The organism is Kitasatospora sp. NPDC057518, assembly GCF_042802075.1.
Classification (GTDB): Bacteria; Actinomycetota; Actinomycetes; order Streptomycetales; family Streptomycetaceae; genus Kitasatospora.
On record NZ_JBHVEU010000114.1, the window covers coordinates 1 to 21,436 of the forward strand.

At 72.7% G+C, this 21,436-nt stretch carries 20 protein-coding genes; 4 read left to right on the forward strand and 16 right to left on the reverse strand.

Features of this window, described 5'->3' with window-relative positions; genetic code table 11:
* Window positions 1–293 precede the first annotated feature (293 nt).
* The 12 genes from ACFU7Z_RS14495 to ACFU7Z_RS14550 all read right to left on the reverse strand — a co-directional run bounded on the left by ACFU7Z_RS14495 (window position 294) and on the right by ACFU7Z_RS14550 (window position 12,568).
* The gene (locus tag ACFU7Z_RS14495; protein WP_380777719.1) at window positions 294–1,331 is read right to left on the reverse strand and encodes a TetR/AcrR family transcriptional regulator C-terminal domain-containing protein; all 1,038 of its coding nucleotides are present in this window, start codon (window positions 1,329–1,331) and stop codon (window positions 294–296) included.
* A 155-nt stretch (window positions 1,332–1,486) separates the two neighbouring features.
* Window positions 1,487–2,197, reverse strand: a complete 711-nt coding sequence (locus tag ACFU7Z_RS14500) for a spermidine synthase (RefSeq protein ID WP_380777720.1) — start codon at window positions 2,195–2,197, stop codon at window positions 1,487–1,489.
* A 102-nt stretch (window positions 2,198–2,299) separates the two neighbouring features.
* Window positions 2,300–3,436, reverse strand: coding sequence for a YeiH family protein (locus tag ACFU7Z_RS14505; protein ID WP_380777729.1), 1,137 nt, complete (start codon window positions 3,434–3,436; stop codon window positions 2,300–2,302).
* Window positions 3,437–3,494: 58 nt separating this feature from the next.
* On the reverse strand, window positions 3,495–4,076 hold the full coding sequence (locus tag ACFU7Z_RS14510; protein WP_074004375.1) for a cysteine dioxygenase family protein: 582 nt from the start codon (window positions 4,074–4,076) through the stop codon (window positions 3,495–3,497).
* 124 nt (window positions 4,077–4,200) lie between these two features.
* Window positions 4,201–5,106: a LysR family transcriptional regulator gene (locus ACFU7Z_RS14515; RefSeq protein WP_380777721.1), complete on the reverse strand. Its 906-nt coding sequence runs from the start codon at window positions 5,104–5,106 to the stop codon at window positions 4,201–4,203.
* A gap of 201 nt (window positions 5,107–5,307) precedes the next feature.
* Complete coding sequence (locus ACFU7Z_RS14520; protein WP_074004374.1) at window positions 5,308–6,177, reverse strand: amino acid ABC transporter permease; 870 nt, start codon at window positions 6,175–6,177, stop codon at window positions 5,308–5,310.
* Window positions 6,174–6,818, reverse strand: coding sequence for an amino acid ABC transporter permease (locus ACFU7Z_RS14525; RefSeq protein WP_074004373.1), 645 nt, complete (start codon window positions 6,816–6,818; stop codon window positions 6,174–6,176). Before ACFU7Z_RS14525 ends, ACFU7Z_RS14520 begins: the two co-directional genes overlap by 4 nt.
* Window positions 6,819–6,830: 12 nt before the next feature.
* Window positions 6,831–7,733 carry a glutamate ABC transporter substrate-binding protein gene (locus tag ACFU7Z_RS14530; protein WP_074004372.1) on the reverse strand — a complete coding sequence of 301 codons (903 nt, stop codon included), beginning with the start codon at window positions 7,731–7,733 and terminating at the stop codon, window positions 6,831–6,833.
* A gap of 66 nt (window positions 7,734–7,799) precedes the next feature.
* Window positions 7,800–8,528, reverse strand: a complete 729-nt coding sequence (locus ACFU7Z_RS14535; protein ID WP_206745852.1) for an amino acid ABC transporter ATP-binding protein — start codon at window positions 8,526–8,528, stop codon at window positions 7,800–7,802.
* Between the two features lie 47 nt (window positions 8,529–8,575).
* On the reverse strand, window positions 8,576–8,821 hold the full coding sequence (locus ACFU7Z_RS14540) for a lipopolysaccharide assembly protein LapA domain-containing protein (protein ID WP_049649495.1): 246 nt from the start codon (window positions 8,819–8,821) through the stop codon (window positions 8,576–8,578).
* 155 nt (window positions 8,822–8,976) lie between these two features.
* Window positions 8,977–10,749 carry an ABC transporter ATP-binding protein gene (locus ACFU7Z_RS14545; protein WP_380777722.1) on the reverse strand — a complete coding sequence of 591 codons (1,773 nt, stop codon included), beginning with the start codon at window positions 10,747–10,749 and terminating at the stop codon, window positions 8,977–8,979.
* A gap of 43 nt (window positions 10,750–10,792) precedes the next feature.
* Window positions 10,793–12,568: an ABC transporter transmembrane domain-containing protein gene (locus ACFU7Z_RS14550; RefSeq protein WP_380777723.1), complete on the reverse strand. Its 1,776-nt coding sequence runs from the start codon at window positions 12,566–12,568 to the stop codon at window positions 10,793–10,795.
* A 592-nt stretch (window positions 12,569–13,160) separates the two neighbouring features.
* Between ACFU7Z_RS14550 and ACFU7Z_RS14555 the strand changes: the two genes are divergently transcribed.
* Entirely contained in the window at window positions 13,161–14,027 is an 867-nt protein-coding gene (locus ACFU7Z_RS14555; protein ID WP_380777724.1) for an aldo/keto reductase, read from the forward strand.
* A gap of 193 nt (window positions 14,028–14,220) precedes the next feature.
* Here ACFU7Z_RS14555 and ACFU7Z_RS14560 read toward each other — a convergent pair whose 3' ends face one another.
* Window positions 14,221–15,045, reverse strand: coding sequence for a MarR family winged helix-turn-helix transcriptional regulator (locus ACFU7Z_RS14560; protein ID WP_053111942.1), 825 nt, complete (start codon window positions 15,043–15,045; stop codon window positions 14,221–14,223).
* 445 nt (window positions 15,046–15,490) lie between these two features.
* On the opposite strand from ACFU7Z_RS14560, the gene fabG reads away from it, so the two are divergent.
* Window positions 15,491–16,258: a 3-oxoacyl-ACP reductase FabG gene (gene fabG, locus ACFU7Z_RS14565; protein WP_380777725.1), complete on the forward strand. Its 768-nt coding sequence runs from the start codon at window positions 15,491–15,493 to the stop codon at window positions 16,256–16,258.
* Between the two features lie 231 nt (window positions 16,259–16,489).
* Window positions 16,490–17,299 (forward strand): phosphatase PAP2 family protein, encoded by an 810-nt coding sequence (locus tag ACFU7Z_RS14570; protein ID WP_380777726.1) that lies wholly within the window; start codon window positions 16,490–16,492, stop codon window positions 17,297–17,299.
* Between the two features lie 42 nt (window positions 17,300–17,341).
* On the opposite strand, the gene ACFU7Z_RS14575 is transcribed toward ACFU7Z_RS14570, so the two are convergent.
* Window positions 17,342–17,611, reverse strand: coding sequence for an I78 family peptidase inhibitor (locus ACFU7Z_RS14575; RefSeq protein ID WP_380737997.1), 270 nt, complete (start codon window positions 17,609–17,611; stop codon window positions 17,342–17,344).
* A gap of 76 nt (window positions 17,612–17,687) precedes the next feature.
* Here ACFU7Z_RS14575 and ACFU7Z_RS14580 point away from each other — a divergent pair, with 76 nt between their 5' ends.
* Complete coding sequence (locus ACFU7Z_RS14580; RefSeq protein ID WP_375876302.1) at window positions 17,688–17,960, forward strand: DUF6343 family protein; 273 nt, start codon at window positions 17,688–17,690, stop codon at window positions 17,958–17,960.
* 110 nt (window positions 17,961–18,070) lie between these two features.
* Here ACFU7Z_RS14580 and ACFU7Z_RS14585 read toward each other — a convergent pair whose 3' ends face one another.
* Complete coding sequence (locus tag ACFU7Z_RS14585; RefSeq protein WP_380777727.1) at window positions 18,071–19,471, reverse strand: aspartate aminotransferase family protein; 1,401 nt, start codon at window positions 19,469–19,471, stop codon at window positions 18,071–18,073.
* A complete protein-coding gene (dxs, locus tag ACFU7Z_RS14590) occupies window positions 19,461–21,371 on the reverse strand; it encodes a 1-deoxy-D-xylulose-5-phosphate synthase (RefSeq protein WP_380777728.1) in 1,911 nt (636 codons plus the stop codon). The genes ACFU7Z_RS14585 and dxs overlap by 11 nt, the downstream gene beginning before the upstream one ends.
* Between the last annotated feature and the right edge of the window lie 65 nt (window positions 21,372–21,436).

The window sequence follows — 21,436 nt, forward strand, 5'->3', positions numbered from 1 at the left end:
GGGCAAGGGCACGCCGGTGATGGTCCCGCCGCCGGACTTCAACCCCTTCGCCATCGGGGGCCTCCCGGACCTGTCGGCTCCCGAACCGGAGCCGGCGGAGGAGGCGGACGCCGAGCCGCAGAACCGCCCGTTCGGCTGAGCCGGAGGCGGGGGAAGCCGCTGCGCGCCGTCACCGCGAACGGGTGACGGCCGTCAACGGACAGCTGACGGCTGACGGCTGACAGGTAACAACCGACAGATAACAGCTGACAGATTTCAGCGAACGAAATCTGAAATCTGTTACCTGTCATCTGTCAGCTGTTCGCCGCCCCCTGCCCCCGCCGCTCGATCATCAGACCGACCCCGCCCAGCATCCGCGCCATCCCGAACTCGAACAGCGCCTCCAGGCCCAGGTCGATCTCCGGCCCCCGGTTCATCGCGTCGAACATCGGGAACCGCTCCGGATCCGCCATCAGCCGGGCGTGCTCCTCACCCTCCACCCGGTCCATCCACTCCTCCGCGGACAGCCCGCTGTCCTGCTCGGCCTGCGCCTCCCGCTCGAAGTGGACGGCCAGCCCGCACACGAACGCCGCCAGGGCGACGGCCGCCTGGGCCATCTCCTCGCCGCTCAGACCCCGCCCCGCCAGGGCGGCCATCGACCGCTCGGTGTGCACTGCGGCGTCCGGCGCCAGCACGGGCCGGGTGAAGGACATCGTGGAGGCCAGCCACGGGTGACGCCGGTAGATCCGCCACTGCAGCCGGGCGACCGTCTCCAGCCCCTCCCGCCAGTCCTCCGCCGGCGGCTCGGGCAGCGGCTGTTCCCCGAACGCCACGTCCGTCATGAGCCGCAACAGCTCGTCCTTGCCGGGCACATGACGGTAGAGCGACATCGTCGCGACGCCCAGATCGGTCGCGACCCGGCGCATCGACAGCGCCGCCAGCCCCTCCTCGTCGGCCACCCGGACGGCCGTCGCGACGATCCGCTCCCGGGTGAGCTCACCCTCGCCGCCCGCTCTCACCCGCCGCGCCGCGGTCGGCTCCGCGGTCGGCGCCGTGGCCAGCTCCGCCACCGGCCGCGCTTCCCGCGCCGGTTCCCGCCGCGGCTCCCGGGCCCGGACCTCCTCCGGAGCCGCCTTCCCGGCCACCACCGTGCCCACCCCGGGAACGGCCCGTACGAGCCCTTCCTCCCGGAGGCGGTTCAGCACCTTGGTCGCCGTGGCCATCGCGACGCCCCACTCCTGGGTGATCCGCCGGGTCGACGGCACCCGCGCCCCCGGCGCCAACTCCCCTGCCGCGATGCGACGTCGGAGCTCGGCCGCGATCCGCTCCGAGGGACTCCCGCTCTCAGCCACCCGATCCCACCATCAACCTGCCGTTCAACAGCCGTGGTGCCGACAGCAGTTGACGCACCAGGCGCCAACCACCCGCCGCCACAGCCGGGTTCACCCGCGATCCGGCCGCACCCGGCCCGATCCGCGTCCGCCCTCAGCCGGCCCTCGGCGCGCCCTCAGCCCGCCCGCCGGGCCAGGTGCACCACGTCCGGCACCCCCCGGGCGACCGGGATCTCGTGCGTCACCACGTCCGAGAACCCCACCGCCCGCAGCGCCTCCTCGAAGGCCGGCGAAGGCTGCGCGCTCCACACCGCCAGCACCCCGCCCGTCCGCAGCCGGTGCCACAGCACCGCGAGCCCGTCCGCGCCGTACAGCCCGTCGTTGGACTCGGTGACGGTCCAGTCCGGCCCGTTGTCGATGTCCAGGCACAGCGCGTCATAGCGCTCGCCGTCCGCCGCCGCGAGGTACTCCAGCAGGTCGGTGTGGAGCACCTCGACCCGCGCGTCCTCCAGCGCACCGTCGGAGAAGGCGCCGAGCGGGCCGGTCCTGTGCCAGTCGATGATCGCGGTCTCCCGCTCGACGATGGCGATCCGTCCCCAGCGCGGCTCGGCCGCCGCGTACGCCAGCGAGAAGCCGACCCCGAGGCCTCCGATCAGCACCGACGGCCGCTCGACCAGGCCGCCCGTGCGGTCCAACTCGTCCAGCGCCGCCTGGATCAGCAGCCGCTCCGAGCGCCCGTCGGCGGTGTCCATCAGGAAGCAGCCGTTGGCGATGATCTCGAAGTCCCGACCGCGTTGCCGGAGCACCACCTCGCCGTACGGGCCCTCCCGCCGGTCGAGGGTGACGACGGCCTCGTGGCCGTCGCGTTCGGGCAGTGCGGTGGTCATCCGTCCCCCTTGGTGGACTCGGGCGAACTCGGCTGCGGTGCCGCCCCCGTACGGGCGGGGCGGGCACCTGCCCGACAATAGCCGAGTCCGCACCCGGGTCCGTCAGGTCGTGACCAGCACCCCCACGTACGAGACGCCCGCGACGACCACCCAGGACCCGAGTCCGAGCAGGGCGATCCGCCCGCCGGTGCGGGCCATGGTCGGCAGGTGCACCGCACTGCCCAGGCCGAACAGCGCGGCAGCCAGCAGCAGCCCCTGGGCGTCCGCGGCCAGGTCGAGCGCCCGCTCGGGCAGCACCCCGGTGGTCCGCAGGACGATCATCGCGAGGAATCCGGCCACGAACAGCGGCACGATCGGCGGACGGCTACCGGTCTTCACCGACTTCTCAGCCGGCTTCTCACCCGACTTCGCGCTCGACTTATCGCCCGACGCCGCGCCCTCCTCGCCCGCCCCGCCCGCCGCTGAGGCCCCCACCGGAGCGCCCACCGGCGCCCCGACCGGAACCTCCGCCAGGGCCGCCACCCGCGCCGCCCGCAGGTTCCGCCGCACCGCCACGGCCACCCCCGCGACCAGCGGCGCCAGCAGCACCACACGCATCAGCTTGACCAGCACCGCCTCCCGCAGCGCCCCGGCCCCGCCGGTCTGCGCGGTGGCGACCACCTGCCCGACGTCGTGCACGCTCGCCCCGACCCAGCGCCCGAACTCCAGCTCGCCGAGCCCGAGCGGGTGCTGGAGCAGCGGCAGCACGGCGATCGCCAGCGTCCCGCAGAGGGTCACCAGCGCCACCGAGGCCGCGACGTCCTCCTCCTCGCTGCCCGCCGCCTGGCTGACCGCGCCGATCGCCGAGGCCCCGCAGATCGAGTACCCGGTAGCGACCAGCAGCGGCTGGTCCCCGGGCAGGCCGAGCCGCCGGCCCAGCCAGAGCGTGCCCGCGAAGGTGGCCGCGACCACCGCGAGCACCATGGCGACGGTGGCCCAGCCGAGGCCGAGCACGTCGTCCAGGCTGAGCTTGAGCCCGAGCAGGACGATCCCGAGCCGCATCAGCCGCTTCCCGGCCGTGGACAGCCCCGGCCGGGCGATCCCGCGGACCACCGGGCGCAGCCCGGGCAGGTGGGCCACCAGCATGCCGAGCAGGACGGCGGCGGTGAGTTCGGGCACGGCCGGCACCAGCGCGTGGATGCCCAGCGCGGCGGCCACTCCGAGGGCCGCGAGCAGCAGCCCGGGGGCGTCCCCGCGCATCGGGGGCAGTGAGCGGGTGCCGGCGGTGCGGTGCCTGAGGGTCAGTGCCACGCCGCCCTCACTGCTGCCGGTCGGCGGGCAGCCGGTAGACCCGCCGGATGCTGGTGCCGAGCCGCGAGACGTCCGCGCCGTAGACGTGGATGGAGATCGCCGTGCTGCTACAGGAGTTGCGCACCAGGTGGATGTCGCCGGGCGGGGCGAAGGCGGCCACGGTGCCGGCCGGGCCGGCCACGTGCTCGGTCTCGACCAGCCGGGAGGTGGGGCCGTCGGAGACCAGCCGGTAGCGGGTCTCGCTCTCCTGGCCCTGGTGGACGCCGGCCACGCACCAGGAGACGTGGTCGTGGATCGGGGTCTGCTGCCCGGGCAGCCAGACCAGGGCGACGACGGAGAAGCTGCCGTCCCCCTCGGCGTGCAGGACGTGCTGGCGGTAGCGCTGCGGGTCGCCCTCGCGCTGGGCGGGGGTGAGCAGCGCGTCGGGCCCGTCCGGGTCGGCGTGCAGGTGCGGGGCGAGGCGCTCGCCGACCAGGTAGGCGGTGAGCTCCGGCGGGAGCCCGCGGTCCACGACGGCGCGGATCTCACTGATCAGCGCGGTCATCCGCTCGGTGAGCCGGTCGCTGCCGACCGTGGCTGAGGGTGTCATCCCAGCAGGTTCGAACCTATGGACCCATCACGTCCAAGGAGGGTTTGTAAGCAATCTCCCCATCAACGCTTATAGGTCGCCGGGTAGCAGTCCATGCTCGTCGGTCATGTGGCCCGCCGACGGGTCAGCACCCGACCCGGCTCGCCGCCGCCTGCCGCAGGTGGTCCAGCACCAGCCCGGTGGCCGGGATCCGCCGGTGCTCGCGCAGCACGTACGCGCTCACCTGCCGCCGCAGGTGCGGCTCGACGGCCCGTCCGGTGACCTTGCGGTGGCACATGAAGGAGAGCACCAGCGCCGGCATCAGCGCGATCCCGACCCCGGCGGCGACGAGCGACTGCACCGCGAGGTTGTCGTCGGTGGAGAAGACGATGTCCGGTGCGAAGCCCTCCTCCGCACAGACGTGCAGCAGGTTGGCCCGGCAGCGCGGACAGCCGGCGATCCAGCGTTCGCCGCCGAGGTCGGCCAGCCGTACGGCGTGCCGGCGGCCGAGCGGGTGCCCGACCGGCAGCAGCACCGTGAGCAGGTCCTCCATCAGCGGGATCTCGTCCACGCCCTCCGGCACCTCGGCGGCCACGCCGGGGTACCGGAACGCCAGCGCGATGTCGCACTCCCCGCGCAGCAGCCGCTGGACGGAGTCCGGCGGCTCGGCCTCCAGCAGCTCGACCCGCACACCGGGGTGCTCGGCCAGCAGCCGGGCCATCGCCTGGGGTATCAGGGTGGCGTTGGCGCTGGGGAAGGCGCAGACCCGCACCCGACCGGCGCGCAGCCGGGCCAGCGCGGCGAGCTGCTGCTGGGCGGCGGACATGCTGCCGAGGATCAGCTCGGCGTGCCGGGAGAGCGCCTCGCCGGCCTCGGTGAGCCGCAGTCCGCGCCCGGCCCGGGTGAAGAGCGGGACGCCGACGGTGCGTTCGAGCGCCTTCATCTGCTGGGTGATGGCGGGCTGGGTGTAGCCCAGTTCGCGGGCGGCGGCCGAGTAGGAGCCGGCCCGGACGACCTCGTGGAACGTCCTGATGTGCCGCGAATCGAACACCGGCTCCATGGTCCCTCCCGCCCTCTCGTCCACCGTCGGCAGCCCCGTTCCGGCCGCGCTCCGGTCGTCCACGGGCCGCGCCCGGGCGCCCGAGAATCATAAGAGGAATTTGGAGGTACCGACCCCAACCCCACCCGTACCTATGGTTCAGCCCCGAACCGGCCTTCTCACAGCTGCGCCGACCTCACCGCCGCACCGGCCTCACAACTGCGCCGACGGCGGCAGCCCCACCGGCACCCCGGCCTTGGCCACCGGTGCCCCGCCCCGCGCGCTCGGACTGCGCCGGCTGCGCCGCTCCACGAAGCGGGCGAGCCAGGAGAGCAGCAGACACATGCCGATGTAGATCGGCGCGATCACCATCACCACCGGGATGAACGGCAGGTCGTAGTCCAGGTTGGTGGCGATCAGCTTGCCCGCGTGCAGGAACTCCTCAAAGGTGATCAGGAAGCCCAGCGAGGTGTCCTTGAGCGCGACCACCAGCTGACTGATGATGGCCGGCAGCATCGCCCGGTTGGCCTGCGGCACCAGGACGTACGTCATCACCTGGGTCTTGCGCATCCCCAGCGCGAACGCCGCCTCCCGCTGCCCCTTGGGCACCGCGAGCACGCCGGCCCGGAACACCTCGGCCAGCACCGAGCCGTTGTAGAGCACCAGCCCGGCCACCAGCGCCCAGAGCGGCTGCACCTTGAGCGCGACGAAGACGAAGAAGATCATCACCAGCACCGGCATGGCCCGGAAGAACTCCACCACCAGCGTGGCGAGCCAGCGCACCACCCGGTGGTCGGAGAGCCGCCCGGCCGCGAACAGCGCGCCGAACGGCAGCGCGAACAGCACCGTCCAGCCGAAGGCCTGCAAGGTGTTGCCGAGCCCGCGCAGCAGCAGCTCCTGCACGCCCCGGTACTCGAAGGGCTGCCACTTGGCGTACGTGAACTGGTGGGTGTGGAAGAGCATGTAGACCACCCAGCCGATCAGCGCCGCGATCAGCAGCAGCGCGATCCCGCCGTACAGCCGGTGCCGGGAGAGCGCCTTCGGGCCGGGGATGTCGTACAGCGCCGAGGATTCGACCGTCATCGGGACACCGCCACTCGTCGTTCCAGCAGGTTGAAGACGGCGCTGATGGCCAGGGTGATGATCAGGTAGCCGACGGCGATCCAGACGAAGGTCCAGATGATGCTGTAGCCCAGCTCGTTGATGGTCCGGTAGGTGCCCAGCAGCTCGGTGACGCTGAACGAGCCGGCGATCGCCGTGTTCTTCGCCAGCGCGATCATCACACTGCCGAGCGGCGCCACCACCGAGCGGTACGCCTGCGGCAGCACCACCAGGCTCATCGTCTGCCCGAAGTTCATGCCGAGGCTGCGGGCCGCCTCGCCCTGCCCGGTCGGCACCGTGTTGATGCCCGACCGCATCGACTCGCAGACGAAGGCCGAGGTGTAGCAGCCCAGCGCGAGCACCGCGAAGGTGTAGAAGGGCAGGGTGATGTCGAACCGGGGCAGGCCCAGCACCACGATGAAGAACAGCAGGGTCAGCGGCGTGTTGCGCAGCACCGTCACCCACAGCGTCCCGAACACCCGCAGCGGTTTCACCGGCGAGACCCGGAAGCCCGCGATCAGCACGCCCAGCACCAGCGACAGCACGGCGCTCACCGCGAACAGCGAGAGCGTGCCGAGGAACCCGTCCCAGTAGGTCGACCAGTTGTCGGTCAGCGTTTTCACGGCGCGGCCCTCTCAGTACCGGTCGATCTGCGGCGGGTTCGGCGCCGGCTCCCCGGAGAGGCCGAGAGTCGCCTCGAACGCCCTCCTCCAGTCGCCGTTCTGCATGTGGTGCTCCAGAGCGTCGTTGATCGCGCCGCGCAGCACGGTGTCGTTCTTCGGCACCCCGATGCCGTACGGCTCGGTCGAGAACAGCGGGCCGACCACCTTGAGCTCGTCCGGCACCTTGGCCGCGTAGCCGAGCAGGATCGCGTTGTCCGTGGTCACCGCGTCGACCTGGTTGGTGATCAGGTTGTCCACGCAGGCCGAGTAGGTGTCGTAGCCGATCAGCTTGGCCTTCGGGTACTGCGACTGGATGCGCTGGTACGGCGTCGAGCCGGCCGCCGAGCAGACCTTCTTGCCGTCCAGGTCCTGCGGGCCGTGGATGGTGGTGTTGTTCTTGCGCACCAGCAGCGACTGCCCGGCGATGAAGTACGGGCCGGCGAAGCCGACCAGCTTCTTCCGGTTGTCGTTGATGGTGTAGGTGCCGACGTAGTAGTCCACCTGGCCGTTCTGCAGGGCGGTCTCGCGGTTGGCCGAGGCGATCGTCTTGAACTGGATCCGGTCCGGCGGGAAGCCCAACGAGGCGCCGACCATCTTGGCGATCTCGATGTCGAAGCCGGAGTACACGCCGGTGGCCGGGTTCTTCTGGCCCAGGTACGGCTGGTCCTCCTTGGCGCCGACCACCAGGTGGCCCCGGCTGCGGGCGGCGTCCAGGGTCGGCGAGCCGGTGATCGCGGAGGCGTCCTGCACCTGGTAGCTGGGCAGGGCGCTGGGCTGCGGGCCCTTGGGCGGCGGGGTGCCGGGCTTGCCGCAGCCCGCCACCAGCGCGGTGAACAGCAGGGCGGCGGCGAGCACGCGCCGCCCCGCCCGCGCCACGGGCCTTCCCACAGATCTTCCCGCGGGCCTCGCCGCCGGCGTCGTCTCACGGTTCACGGCGCCGCCTCAGTGCTTCAGGATCTTGGACAGGAAGTCCCGGGCACGATCGCTCTCAGGAGCGCTGAAGAAGTCCTCCGGGGCGCGGTCCTCGACGATCCGGCCGTCGGCCATGAACACGACCCGGTTCGCGGAGGCCCGGGCGAAGCCCATCTCGTGGGTGACCACGATCATCGTCATGCCCTCGCTCGCGAGCTGGCGCATGACGTCCAGCACCTCGTTGATCATCTCGGGGTCGAGCGCCGAGGTGGGCTCGTCGAACAGCAGCGCCTTGGGGTCCATCGCCAGCGCGCGGGCGATCGCGACCCGCTGCTGCTGCCCGCCGGAGAGCTGCGCCGGGTACTTGGCCGCCTGATCGGCGAGGCCCACCCGCTCCAGCAGCGCGCGGGACTTGTCGTCCGCCTCCGCCCTGGGCCGGCCGCGGACCTTGATCTGCGCGAGCGAGACGTTCTGCAGCACGGTCTTGTGCGCGAACAGGTTGAAGGACTGGAACACCATGCCGACCTCGGCGCGCAGCCTGGCCAGCCCCTTGCCCTCCTCGGGCAGCGGCTGGCCGTCGATCAGGATGGTGCCGTCCTCGATCGGCTCCAGCCGGTTGATGGCCCGGCAGAGGGTGGACTTGCCGGAGCCGGACGGGCCGATGACGACGACGACCTCGCCGCGTCCCACCGTCAGCTCGATGTCCTGCAGCACGTGCAGGTCCCCGAAGTGCTTGTTGACCCCGCGCATCTCGATCAGCGGGGTGAAGGCCGATGCGCCGGCCGGAGCCGGCCCGGGGGCTGTGGTCACCTGCTGCGCCGTCCCTTCAGCAGCCAGCCCAGCGCGACGCCCGCGATCAGCGTGGCCAGCAGCGCGATCCAGAGCGGCGCGGTGACGGTGAAGACCCAGAACTGGATCTTGACCTTGTCGAGGTTGGCGAACAGGAACCACACGGCGAGGACGACGATGGCGCCGATCCCGATGTAGCGCGTGGGAATCCCGCCGATCTCACCGCGCGGGGAGCGGGACGAGCCGTCTGAAATCTTGGTCACCGGAGCAGTCTGCGGGCCGGGCGGCCGATTTGCCCGGTTACGCGCCCCTCCGGGCCAGGGAGTAACCCGTACGGGGCAATCCGGCCCCGTACGGGTTTGAAGCCCCTCCTGCCGGGACGGCCCGCTCCCCGCTCGTCCCGCCCCGGGGCGTCGCGCTACCGCTCGTCCCGCCAGGACCGCCAGAGCGCCGCGTACGGACCGCCCGCCGCGACCAGGTCCGGGTGGCTGCCGTACTCGCTGATCCGCCCGCCCTCGACCACCGCGATCACGTCCGCGTCGTGCGCGGTGTGCAGCCGGTGGGCGATGGCGATGACCGTCCGGCCCTCCAGCACCCTGGAGAGCGAGCGCTCCAGGTGCCGGGCGGCCCGCGGGTCCAGCAGGGAGGTGGCCTCGTCCAGCACCAGGGTGTGCGGATCGGCCAGCACCAGCCGGGCCAGCGCCAGCTGCTGGGCCTGCGGCGGGGTCAGCGAGGTGCCGCCGGAGCCGACCTCGGTGTCCAGGCCCTCCGGCAGGGCGTCCACCCAGGCCCCGGCCTCCACCGCGTCCAGCGCGGCCCGCAGCTCGGTGTCGTCCGCGTCGGGCGCGGCCAGCCGCAGGTTGTCCCGCAGGGTGCCGACGAAGACGTGGTGCTCCTGGTTCACCAGGGCGACCTGCGCGCGCACCCGCTCGGCCGGCATCCGCGCCAGCGCCGCACCGCCGAGGGTCACGCTGCCGCGGCCGGGGGCGTAGATCCCCGCCAGCAGCCGGCCGAGCGTGGACTTGCCCGCGCCCGACGGCCCGACCAGCGCGACCCGACTGCCCGGGGCGACGTCCAGGCTGATGCCGTGCAGGACGTCGGCGCCCTCCCGGTAGCCGAACCGGACGTCCTTCGCCTCGACCCGACGGCCGTCCGGCCGGGCGGACTCGTCCCCCTCGTGCTCCGGCACCTCGCGCACGCCGACCAGCCGGGCCAGCGAGGCCTGGCCGATCTGGAGCTCGTCGTACCAGCGCAGGATCAGGTCCACCGGGCCGGTCAGCATCTGCGCGTAGAGCACGCCGGTGGTCAGCTGGCCCACGGTGATCCAGCCCCGGAGGGTGAACAGCCCGCCGAGCACCAGGGTGGCGAGCACCGCCGAGGTGTAGACCGCGTCGATGGTCGGGAACCAGACCGAGCGCAGCCACAGGGTGTACCGCTCCCAGGCCAGCCACTCGCGCAGCTTGCGGTCGGTCAGCCGGACCCGTTGGTCGCCCAGCCGCAGGGCCTCGACCGTCCGCCCGGCGTCGACCGTCTCGGCCAGCACGTTGCTCACCGCCGCGTACCCGGCCGACTCGCTGCGGTAGGACTGCGGCGCGCGCCGGAAGTACCAGCGGGAGCTGACCAGCAGCAGCGGCAGGCCGACCAGCGAGGTCAGTGCGAGCAGCGGCGAGGTGACCAGCAGCGCACCGAGCACCAGGAGCAACGACACCACGGCGACGGCGAGTTCGGGCACCGCCTCGCGCACCGACTTGTCCAGCCGGTCGATGTCGGTGGTGCCCCGGGAGACCAGGTCCCCGGTGCCGGCCCGCTCCAGCACCCCGGTCGGCAGGGCCACCGAGCGGACCAGGAAGTCCTCGCGCAGGTCGGCCAGCACCTTCTCGCCGAGCACCGCACCGCGCATCCGCGACCAGCCGGTGAACGCCGCCTGTGCCACCAGGGCCAGCAGGTACCAGGCGACCGCCACCGTGATGGTGGACCCGGCCGTCCCGGTGGCCAGCGACTCGACCAGGCGGCCGAGCACCCAGGGCCCGACCAGCCCGGCCAGCGTGGCCGTCGAGTGCAGTGTCACCACCGCGGAGAACCCGCGGCGGTGCCGCCGCGCGAGCAGCAGCAAGTACCCGCGCACGGCGGCCGGGGAGCCGACCGGCAGGGTGGTGGCCGGCCCCTGCTCCTCCTGGACGGGGGGCTTCATGACGTACTCCTCGCGTGCGTGGCAGGGAAGTTGACGATGGTCCTCATACGGCCCCACCCACCGGGCGGGCCGCTTCCTCGTCGCGGGTGACCACGGCCCGGTAGGCCGGCTCGGTCCGCATCAGCTCACGGTGCCGCCCGGCCGCGACGACCCGGCCCTCCTGCAGCAGCACCACCCGGTCCGCCTGGTCGAGCAGCAGCGGGCTGGTCGCGAACACCACGGTGGTGCGGCCGGCTCGGGTGTCCCGCAGCCCGGAGGCGATCCGCGACTCGGTGTGCGCGTCCACCGCGCTGGTGGGCTCGTCCAGCACCAGCACCGGAGGGTCCGCCAGCAGGGCGCGGGCCAGCGCGAGCCGCTGGCGCTGCCCGCCGGAGAGCGAGCGTCCGCGCTCGGTGATCCGGGCGCGCATCGGGTCTCCCCCGCACTCCGGCGAGCCCTCCACCAGGGCCTCCAGCACGTCGTCGGACCGGGCCGCCGCGAGGGCCTCGGCCGCCGGGACCCGCCCCGAGGACGGGATGTCGAACAGCTCGGCCAGCGTGCCGGAGAGCAGCACCGGCTCCTTGTCGTGGACCAGCACCGCCGCCCTGGCCTCGGCCAACGGCACCGCGTCCAGCTCCGTGCCGCCGAGCCGCGCCGAGGCCTGTGCCCGTTCGCCCTCGGCCAACGGCACGTGGCCACCGAGCCGCTCGGCCAGCGCCCCGGCGTAGTCCGGGTCCCCGCAGACCACCGCGGTCAGCTCGCCGGCCCGCGCCGTCAGCCCGCTCGCCGGGTCGTGCAGGTCGGCCTTGTCCGGCCTGGCCAGCGCGGCCTCGGCCGTACCGGTGGTCCGGTCCAGCGAGAGCACCCGGACGGCCCGCCCGGCGGAGACCCGGGCCACGCTCCAGGCGTGCGCCGCCTCGCCCAGGATGCGCAGCGGAGCGGCCAGGAAGGCCGTCGCGCCGTACACCGCGATCAGGGTGCCGACGGCGAGCTCGCCGGAGGCCACCAGCCGGGCGCCGTACCAGGTGACGCCGACCACGAACAGGCCGGGCAGCAGCACCTGTTGGGCCTGCATCAGCGACCAGATCCGGGACGACCGGACGGCCGCCGCCCGGACCTTCTGGGAGGCGGCCCGGTACCGCTCCAGGAACAGCTCCTCGCCGCCGATGCCACGCAGCACCCGCAGCCCCGCGACGGTGTCGGCCGCCAGCTCGGTGGCCTTGCCGCCGAGGGCGCGCTGCTGTTCGTAGCGCCGCTCGAACGGCCCGATCAGCGGCCAGACGGAGGCCGCCAGCACCGGGACGCCGAGCAGCACCCCGGCCCCGAGCACCGGATCGACCGTCAGGACCACCACGCTGACGGCCAGCCAGACGATCACCGCGGACCGGACCCGGGCGACCAGCTCGACGTACCAGCCGATCCGCTCGACGTCCCCGCTGCCGACCGCGACGACCTCGCCGGTGGCGATCCGGCGGGACAGCCCGGCCCCGAGGTGCGAGGCCTGCCGGGCCACCAACTGCCGTACGTGGGTGGCCGCGTGGATCCAGTTCCAGACCGCCTGGCGGTGCAACAGCACGGTGCCGACCGAAGCGCCCGCGCCCAGCAGCAGGAGGAGCCCGGCGGCCCGCCAGATCCCGCCGGCGTCGCCGTCCACGGCGGCCTGCACGCCGAGCCCGAGCGGTATCGGCAGGGCGGCCTGGCCCCCCATCTCGATCAGCGCCCAGAGGGTGGCGAGCAGCTGCCCGCGCCGCTGGCTGCGCTGCAGCCAGCGCAGGAAGGCCAGGGGTGAGGAGAGGTCGGGACGGCCGGGGTCGGCCAGCGGCAGGGGGGTGAGCAGCATGACACTCCGATACGAGCGGTGCGCGGGTGCGGGGCACGGGCGCACGGGGGTGCGGGGGAGCCAGGAAGCAAGGGGAGCAGGGGGAACAGGGCGCACGGAACGCCTCAGCACCGTGCGCACAGCACGCACGGCGGCCGAACGGCAGGCGGCCCGGGCCGGCGGGCGGAGGATGCGCGGCGCTGCGGCACGGCGCCCGGCGCGACATCGACGCTGCGTCCGGAGCGGACACCGGACGGACATGGAATGGGCACGAAGGGCCCGGAAGTCAGGAGGTCATGGCCGCGAGCCTGCCAACCTCGATGTGATCCGCGCAACAGGTTTTTCCTCCGCCGACCGCGCGCGCCACGCCCCGCCCGTCACGCGCCGGGCCCGCACTCCCCCTGTGCGCCCCCGCGGGTTCCCGGCAGGCTTCCCGCGAGCCCCCCGCACGTCCCCCACCAGGGCGGTTCCGCCCCGTCACCGGCCGGCCGCCGCCCAGGCCAAACCCCCGCAAAGCTTCACCCAAGATTCGCCCGTTCGGCGGGAACAATCACACCGGGACACCAGTTGCCCCCACTGGAACAGCAGGACAATCAGGAGGGCACCTCTTCCCGTGAGCAGCATCCCCACCGTCACCCTCAACGACGGCGCGCAGATCCCGCAGCTCGGCTTCGGCGTGTGGCAGGTCCCGGACGCCGAGGCCACCCCCGCCGTCCGCGCCGCGATCGAGGCGGGCTACCGCTCCATCGACACCGCGGCCATCTACGAGAACGAGGCCGGCACCGGCGCGGCGATCACCGAGGCGCTGGCGGGCGGCGTGGCCCGCGAGGACCTCTACGTCACCACCAAGCTGTGGAACTCGGGCACCCGCGACTGGTCCGGCGAGCAGGGCCGCGACGCGGTGCTGCGCGAGTTCGACGCCTCGCTGGCCAAGCTCGGCCTCGACCAGCTCGACCTGTACCTGATCCACTGGCCGCGCCCGATGCACGGCGACAGCTACCTGAACATCTGGAAGGCCTTCGAGCAGCTGAAGGCGGACGGCAAGGTCAAGTCGATCGGCGTCTCCAACTTCGGCGCCGAGCAGCTGACGCGCCTGCTGGACGAGGCCTCCGTCGCCCCGGCCCTGAACCAGGTCGAGCTGCACCCGTACTTCCCGCAGACGGAGCTGCGCGCGTTCCACGCCGAGCACGGCATCGCCACCGAGGCGTGGAGCCCGCTGGGCCAGGGCAAGGAGCTGCTCGCCGAGGCCGCACTGGTGAAGATCGCCGAGAAGCACGGCCGCACGGTCGCCCAGGTGGTGCTGCGCTGGCACCTCCAGAGCGGTGTGATCGCCATCCCGAAGTCGGTCACCCCGTCCCGGATCCGGGAGAACCTGGACGTCGCCGGCTTCGAGCTGGACGCCGAGGACCTCGCGGCGATCGCCGCCGTGGCCACCGGCAAGCGGATCGGCCCGGACCCGCAGGAGTTCGACTGGAACTGACGCGCCCGGGGTCCCGGCTCCCGGGCCCCCGAACCGTCTGAGCACCCGACCGGCTGACCACCGGTCGCACGAAGACCGCCCGCACCTCTACAGGAGCGGGCGGCCTTCGGTGTGCCCCGATGCGCCAAAGCCCATGGCCATGGACCCTCAGCGTTTTGGCGAATCGTTTTGGCTACGGTGGCGAACTTTTGACCTACAGCCTGCCCGCCTTGGCGATGAGCGCGAGCGCGGCCTCGTGCTCACCCTCCTCCAGCGGTGCCAGCAGCAGCCGCTGGACCTCGGCCACCCCAGCGGCCGAGCGGTGCAGCAGGTCCTGTCCCGCCGGTGAGAGCGAGAGCAGGTTGCGCCGTCCGTCCGAGGGGTCGCGCCGACGCTGCACCAGACCGCGGCGCACCAGCCGGCTGACCATCTCGGCCATCGTGGCCTTGTCCAGCGAGGCCAGCTCGCCGACCGTGCGCTGGTCGGCGCCCGGTTCCAGCTCCAACGCGTCCAGCACCGCGTACTGCGGAGCCGTCAGCTCGGCGCCCACGTGCTCCGACCAGAGCTTGGTGTGCACCTGCTGGCTCACCCTGATCAGGTAGCCGATCGCCCGCTGGGCGTCCAGTATCGGCCGCGCGTCGGTGATGACGGCGACCGCCGCGGGCTCCAGCCTGGCTATCTTGGCCATCACCCGGACGATCTCGACCTGTTCCTCCGCCGTGAGCGGTTCGAACAGGACGCGCTGAACGCGGACCACACCACCGGTGGCCTCGCGCACCGCCTGGGCGCCGCCCTGCGAGAGGGCCAGCAGCTTGCGCCGGCCGTCGGCCGGGTCGCGCCTGCGCAGCACCAGGCCACGACGGACCAGCCGCGCGACCATCTCGGCCATCGTGGCCTTGTCGAGCGAGGCCCGCTCGCCGACCGTCCGCTGGTCCGCACCCGGTTCCAGGGCCAGGACCAGCAGCACGGCGAACTGCGGAGCCGTGAGATCGGCTCCGACGTGTTCGGACCACAAGCGGGTGTGGACCTGCTGTGCCACGCGAATCAGGTGTCCTGGCGACTGCTGCAGTCGCGTAGACACGCGGGTTGTCGGGATCTCCCCCAGCACCATGTATCCGTCCCGATGTCACACCCGGTGTGTGTGGGACACCCGGGTGGGGCAGTAACGGCGAGTGGGCGTCCAGCTATGAGGGAGGGCGCTCCAGCCGTGCAGCCGGTGGCTGCTGGCGGACACTATACAAACGGCGGGCCCTTGCTGGCAGGCAGGGGCGGATAGTAGACGCAGGTTCGGCAACATTGGCATATTTACTCGCTGCGAACAGCTTGCAGTAACCCGTTCTCAGCAGAAAGCCGACCGGTCGGTCCTTACCCACCGTCACCTGCGTCTCTCCACCCTGGCCGCTCCCCCTACCCGCCGGTAGGGTGTGGCCACCCTCTCCGGGGGCTCTCCCCGGGAGGCACTCCCGAGAGAGACGAGAGCGAGCATGACCGAGCAGAGCACCGCCCCCCGGGTCGCCGTCGTGACCGGCGCCGCCCGCGGCCTGGGCGCCGCCACCGCCGTCCGGCTGGCCGCCGACGGCTACGCGGTCGCCGTCCTGGACCTGGACGAAGCGGCCGGCCAGGAGACCGTCGACCGGATCACCGCCGCCGGCGGCAGGGCGCTCGCCGTCGGCGCCGACGTCTCGGACGCCGAGCAGGTCCAGGCCGCCGTCGACCGGGTGGCCGCCGAGCTCGGCGCCCCCGTCGTCCTGGTGAACAACGCGGGTGTGCTCCGCGACAACCTGCTCTTCAAGATGTCCGAGTCCGACTGGGACACGGTCATCAACGTTCACCTCCGCGGCGCCTTCCTGATGACCCGCGCGGTGCAGAAGCACATGGTCGACGCCGGTTTCGGCCGCATCGTCAACCTGTCCTCGTCCTCGGCCCAGGGCAACCGCGGCCAGGCCAACTACTCGGCCGCCAAGGCCGGTCTCCAGGGCTTCACCAAGACTTTGGCCATCGAGCTGGGCAAGTTCGGCATCACGGCCAACGCGGTCGCCCCGGGCTTCATCGCCACGGACATGACAGCAGCCACCGCGGCCCGGGTCGGCATGGACTTCGAAGACTTCAAGCGGGCCGCAGCCTCTCAGATCCCGGTCCAGCGGGTCGGTCAGCCCGAGGACGTCGCCCACACCATCGCGTTCCTCGCGAGCGAGGGCGCCGGCTTCGTCTCCGGCCAGGTGATCTACGTCGCGGGCGGCCCCCTCGACTGAGCACGGAACCTACACAGGGTTACCACGGAGTGGGAAGCCGGGCGCACCGGCCTCCCACTCCGTTTGCTTTACCGGGGCTTTTGCAGAACCATTCGACGACCACACTGGCTTTCGATCCTGAAATAGCGGAAATCACCCCTCGGACCACCCCTGGTCGGCCCAATTGTCGATTTCCCGGGAAAATGACAATTACCACCGGAATAGCCCTGTCCGGATGGGTAAGGTCACCCCGTGCAATCCAGAAGTACCCCCGTTCCCCTTCCGCGCCAGGGGCCGGAGCGCCGCACCGCCGAGACCGGCCGCCTGGACCGTCCCACCACCCCCGCGCGCCACCTCGCCCCGCTCGGCCCCGACCCCGGCGAGCCCGGCTGGCCGCCGATGAGCCGACGGCAGGCCGCCCTCCTCGCCGTCACCCTGGCCGGCTACCTGCTGGTGCTGGCCGGTGTCCTGCTCAACACCGCGCTGGTCGACCTCGACTGGTCGGTCCGGCTGCTGCGCCCCTACGAGCGGTGGCCCCGACTGGAGCCGCTGCTCGACACCTGGGTGGTCGCCGGGCAGCGCGGGCCGTCGGCGATCGCCGCCTTCGTCTGGCTCGGCTGGCGGGCCCACCGCCTCGGCCGACTGCGCCCGCTGCTGGTCATGGGCATCGCGCTGTTGTTGCTCAACGTCACCGTCGGCGCGGTCAAGATCGTCACCGGCCGGCTCGGCCCGCACTACGCGCAGTACGTCGGCTCGCCCGAGCTCTTCTCCGGTGGCACCATCTTCCCCTCCGGCCACACCGCCAACGCGGTGGTCACCTGGGGCGTGCTCGCCTACCTCGCCGTCCGCTGGCGGCGGACCGGCGCGGTGATCGCCGCCGCCACCGCCTGCTCGATCGGTCTGACCACGGTCTACCTGGGCACCCACTGGGTCACCGACGTCCTGGCCGGCTGGGCCGCCGGACTGCTGGTCCTGCTCTCGCTGCCGCTGCTGGAACCCCTGGTCGCCGCCGCCGAACAGCGGCTCCACCGGCGCTTCGGCCGCCGGCACCTGCTCTGCTGAACCCGGGCCCGCCCGAACCAGAGCCGACGGGTCACCGCGGTCCTACCCCTCCCAACTGCGCTCGACCACACCGTTGCGCACCGCGAGGTTGAGCCGCCCCTGCCGGTACTCCATGGTCATCAGGTCCCCCGGCTCCAGCACCCGGACCGACGCCCAGCCGTGCCGCCGGGCCAACTCCCGGGCCCGCTCGATCCGCAGCCCCGCGTACCCCTCGCCGTCCTGGCCCGCCGCCCCCGAACCGGAGCCCGAACCCGAACCCGAACCCGAACCCGCCGCACCGGACCCCGCCCCCACCGCGTCCGAACCCGACATCGCGCCTCCCCCGGCTCGCCTCCTCGGACGTACGCTGGAATCGTAGCCCGACCCACGCGGTCCGGAGGTGAACGGCATGCGCACCACCACCCCGCGCCGGTGGCGCAGCGGCACCGAGCCGGCCACCGCCCGCAGCGACCTCAAGCTCCGCTACCTGCTCTCGCTCACCTTCACCCCCTTGTTCGCGCTGGCCACGGCGGGCTTCGCCGTCTGGGCGGCCGTCTCGCCCGCCTACGGTGCGCCCAGCCGGGGCACCCTCACCGGCTTCGCCGTGGCCTGCGGCCTGCTCACCCTGTTCGCCGCCGTCGATCTCGTGGTTGTCATCCGGCGCCGCCGGACCGAGCTCTGACGCGGTGTCTCCCACGGAGTGGGAAGTCGACCCGGCCGACTTCCCACTCCGTGCCGTCGACTTCCCACACCGTGCCACCCACGATCCCGACCCCGGCGGCCCCGGCAGCCTCAGCGCCCGCCGACCGCCTGCTTCACCAGCGTCCGCCCGAAGTCCCACATCAGCCCGCTCCCCCGGTGGGCCTCGTCCATGATCTCGGTGAAGGCGTCCACGAACCGGTCCACGTCACGCTCGGTGATGATCAGCGGGGGGATCAGCTTGATCACTTCCAGGTGGTCCCCCGACACCTGGGTCAGGATGCGGTGCCGCTGCAGCAGCGGCACGACCACCATCTGCGCGAACAGCCCCTTGCGCGCCGCCTGGAGCGCGGTCCAACCGGTGCGCAGCTTCAGCGACTTGGGCCGGCCGAACTCGATCCCGATCATCAGCCCGCGCCCGCGCACCTCGGCGAGCAGCTCGTACTGGTCGACCAGCGCGGTCAGCCGTCCACGGAAGTAGTCGCCCACCTTGCGGGCGTTCTCCACCACCTGCTCGTCGCCCATCACCTCCAGGGTCGCCAGCCCGGCCGCCATGGCCTGGGCGTTGGACCCGAAGCTGGCCGAGTGCACCAGCACCCGGTCCATCGAGGAGTACACCTTCTCGAAGATCCAGCCCTTGCCGAGCGTCGCCCCGACCGGCACGTACCCGCCGGACAGCGCCTTGGCGGCGCAGACCAGGTCCGGCAGCACGCCTTCCTCGTGCTGGTAGGCGAAGAACTCGCCGGTGCGGCCGATGCCGGTCTGCACCTCGTCGCAGATCAGCAGCGCCCGGTGCTCGTGGAGCAGCGCCTGGGCGGCCCGCAGCCAGCCGGGCGGCGGCGCCTGGACGCCCTTGCCCTGGATCGGCTCGACGATCAGCCCCGCGACGTCGCCGCGCTTCAACTCCTTGGCCAGCGCGCCGAGATCGCCGAGCGGGACGGCGGTGTCCGGCAGCAGCGGGTCGAAGCCCTTGCGGAAGCCGCTCTCCCCGTTGACGGAGAGCGAGCCGGTGGTCAGCCCGTGGAAGGCGTGGTCGGCGTACAGGATCCGCTTCCGTCCGGTGGCGTACCGGGCGAACTTGAGCGCCGTCTCCACCGCTTCGGTGCCGCTGTTGCCGAAGAACACCCGGTCCAGTCCGGGCGCGTACGACAGCAGCCGCTCGGCCAGCAGCCCGGGCAGCGGTGAGCAGTCGAAGCGGACCAGGTCCGGCAGGTCGAGGTCCATCACCTGCTGGACCGCCGAGCGCACCACCGGGTGGTGGCGGCCGAGCGCGAAGATGCCGAAGCCGGCCAGCATGTCGAGGTACTCGTTGCCCTCGGCGTCGTAGAAGTACTGGCCCCGGGCGCGCTCGTAGTACTTGTCGAAGCCGATGGTGCGCAGCATCCGCGGCAGCTGCGGGTTGAGGTAGCGGCCGTGCAACTCGTAGCGCTCGCCGCCGCGTTCGGCGATCAGCGCGGCGAGGTCGAAGGCGGGGCGGTCTGGTTCAGCCGGCATGGCGCGGGTTCGCTCCTCGGGTCGGTAGCAGGTTCTTGGCGAAGACGGCGGTCTGGGCGGCGACCCCGGTCCCGGTCAGCCCCGCCTCCTCCAGGATCTCCCCGCGCGAGGCGTGGCCGAGGAACTCCTGGGGCAGGCCGAGCACCCGCACCGGCACGTCCACGTCGGCGTCGCGCAGCGCCTGGGCGACGGCCGAACCGACGCCTCCGGTACGGCCGTTGTCCTCGACGGTGACCACCAGCCGGTGGGCGGCGGCGAGTTCGGGCAGCACCGGGTCGACCGGCTTGACCCAGCGCGGGTCGACCACGGTCGCGGTGAAGCCCTCGGCGAGCAGCAGCCGGGCCGCGTCCAGGCAGGCGGAGGCGGTGGTGCCGACGGCGACCAGCAGGATCTCCGGCGCCCGCCCGGTGCGCAGCAGCACGTCCACCCCGCCGGTCCGCTCGACGGCCGGCACCGCGGGCCCGACGTTCCCCTTCGGGAAGCGGACGACGGTCGGGGCGTCGCCGACCTCGACGGCCTCGCGCAGCTGGGCGCGCAGCTGTTCCGCGTCGCGCGGCGCGGCGAGCCGCAGGCCGGGGACGACCTGGAGGATCGACATGTCCCACATGCCGTTGTGCGAGGCGCCGTCCGGCCCGGTCACCCCGGAGCGGTCGAGCACGAAGGTGACGCCCAGCCGGTGCAGGGCGACGTCCATCAGCACCTGGTCGAAGGCCCGGTTGAGGAAGGTCGCGTAGACCGCGAACACCGGGTGCAGTCCGCCGGTGGCCAGCCCCGCCGCGCTGGTGACGGCGTGCTGCTCGGCGATCCCGACGTCGAAGGTCCGCTCCGGGTAGGCCTTGGCGAACGGGGCCAGGCCCACCGGCTGGAGCATGGCCGCGGTGATCGCCACGAGGTCCGGCCGCTCGGCTCCGAGGGTGAGCAGCTCGTCCCCGAACACCGAGGTCCAGGAGACGCCGCCGCTGGGCGAGATCGGCAGGCAGGTGTACGGGTCGATCGGGTTGACGGCGTGGAAGCGGTCGGCCTCGTCCTGCTCGGCCGGCCGGTAGCCGCGGCCCTTGACGGTCAGGCAGTGCACGATGACCGGTCCGCCGAAGTTGCGGGCCTGGCGCAGCGCCTGTTCGACCGCGCCCAGGTCGTGGCCGTCGATCGGCCCGAGGTACTTGAGGCCGAGGTCCTCGAACATGCCCTGCGGGGCGAAGGCGTCCTTGAACCCCTTCTTGGCGCCGTGCAGCGCGTCGAAGATCGGCTGGCCGACCAGCGGGGTGCGCTGCAGGGCCTCCTTGCCCAGGGCGAGGAACCGCTCGTAGCCCTGGGTGGTGCGCAGGGTGGCCAGGTGGTTGGCGAGGCCGCCGATGGTCCTGGCGTAGGAGCGCTCGTTGTCGTTGACGACGATGACCAGCGGTCGGTCGCGCGCCTCGGCGATGTTGTTGAGCGCCTCCCAGGCGAGGCCGCCGGTGAGGGCGCCGTCGCCGATCACCGCGACGGTGTGCCGGTCGTGCTGGCCGAGCAGTCGGGCCGCCTTGGCCAGGCCGTCGGCGTAGGAGAGCGCGGTGGAGGCGTGCGAGTTCTCGACCAGGTCGTGCTCGGACTCGCCCCGCGCGGGGTACCCGGAGAGTCCGCCGCGCATCCGCAGCCGGCTGAAGTCCTGGCGGCCGGTGAGCAGTTTGTGGACGTAGCTCTGGTGGCCGGTGTCGAAGACGATCCGGTCGTACGGCGAGTCGAAGACCCGGTGCAGCGCGATGGTCAGCTCCACCACGCCGAGGTTGGGCCCGAGGTGGCCGCCGGTGCGGGTGACGGCCTCGATCAGGAAGTCGCGGATCTCGTCGGCGAGCAGGGGCAGTTCGACGGCCGGGAGCTTGCGCAGCTCGGCCGGGGACGTGACGCGGGAGAGCAGTGACATGGGTTCACCTCACGACTCGGAGCGGTGCGGTGGTGCCTCCACCCGGCCCGGGCGCGGGCCGGCCT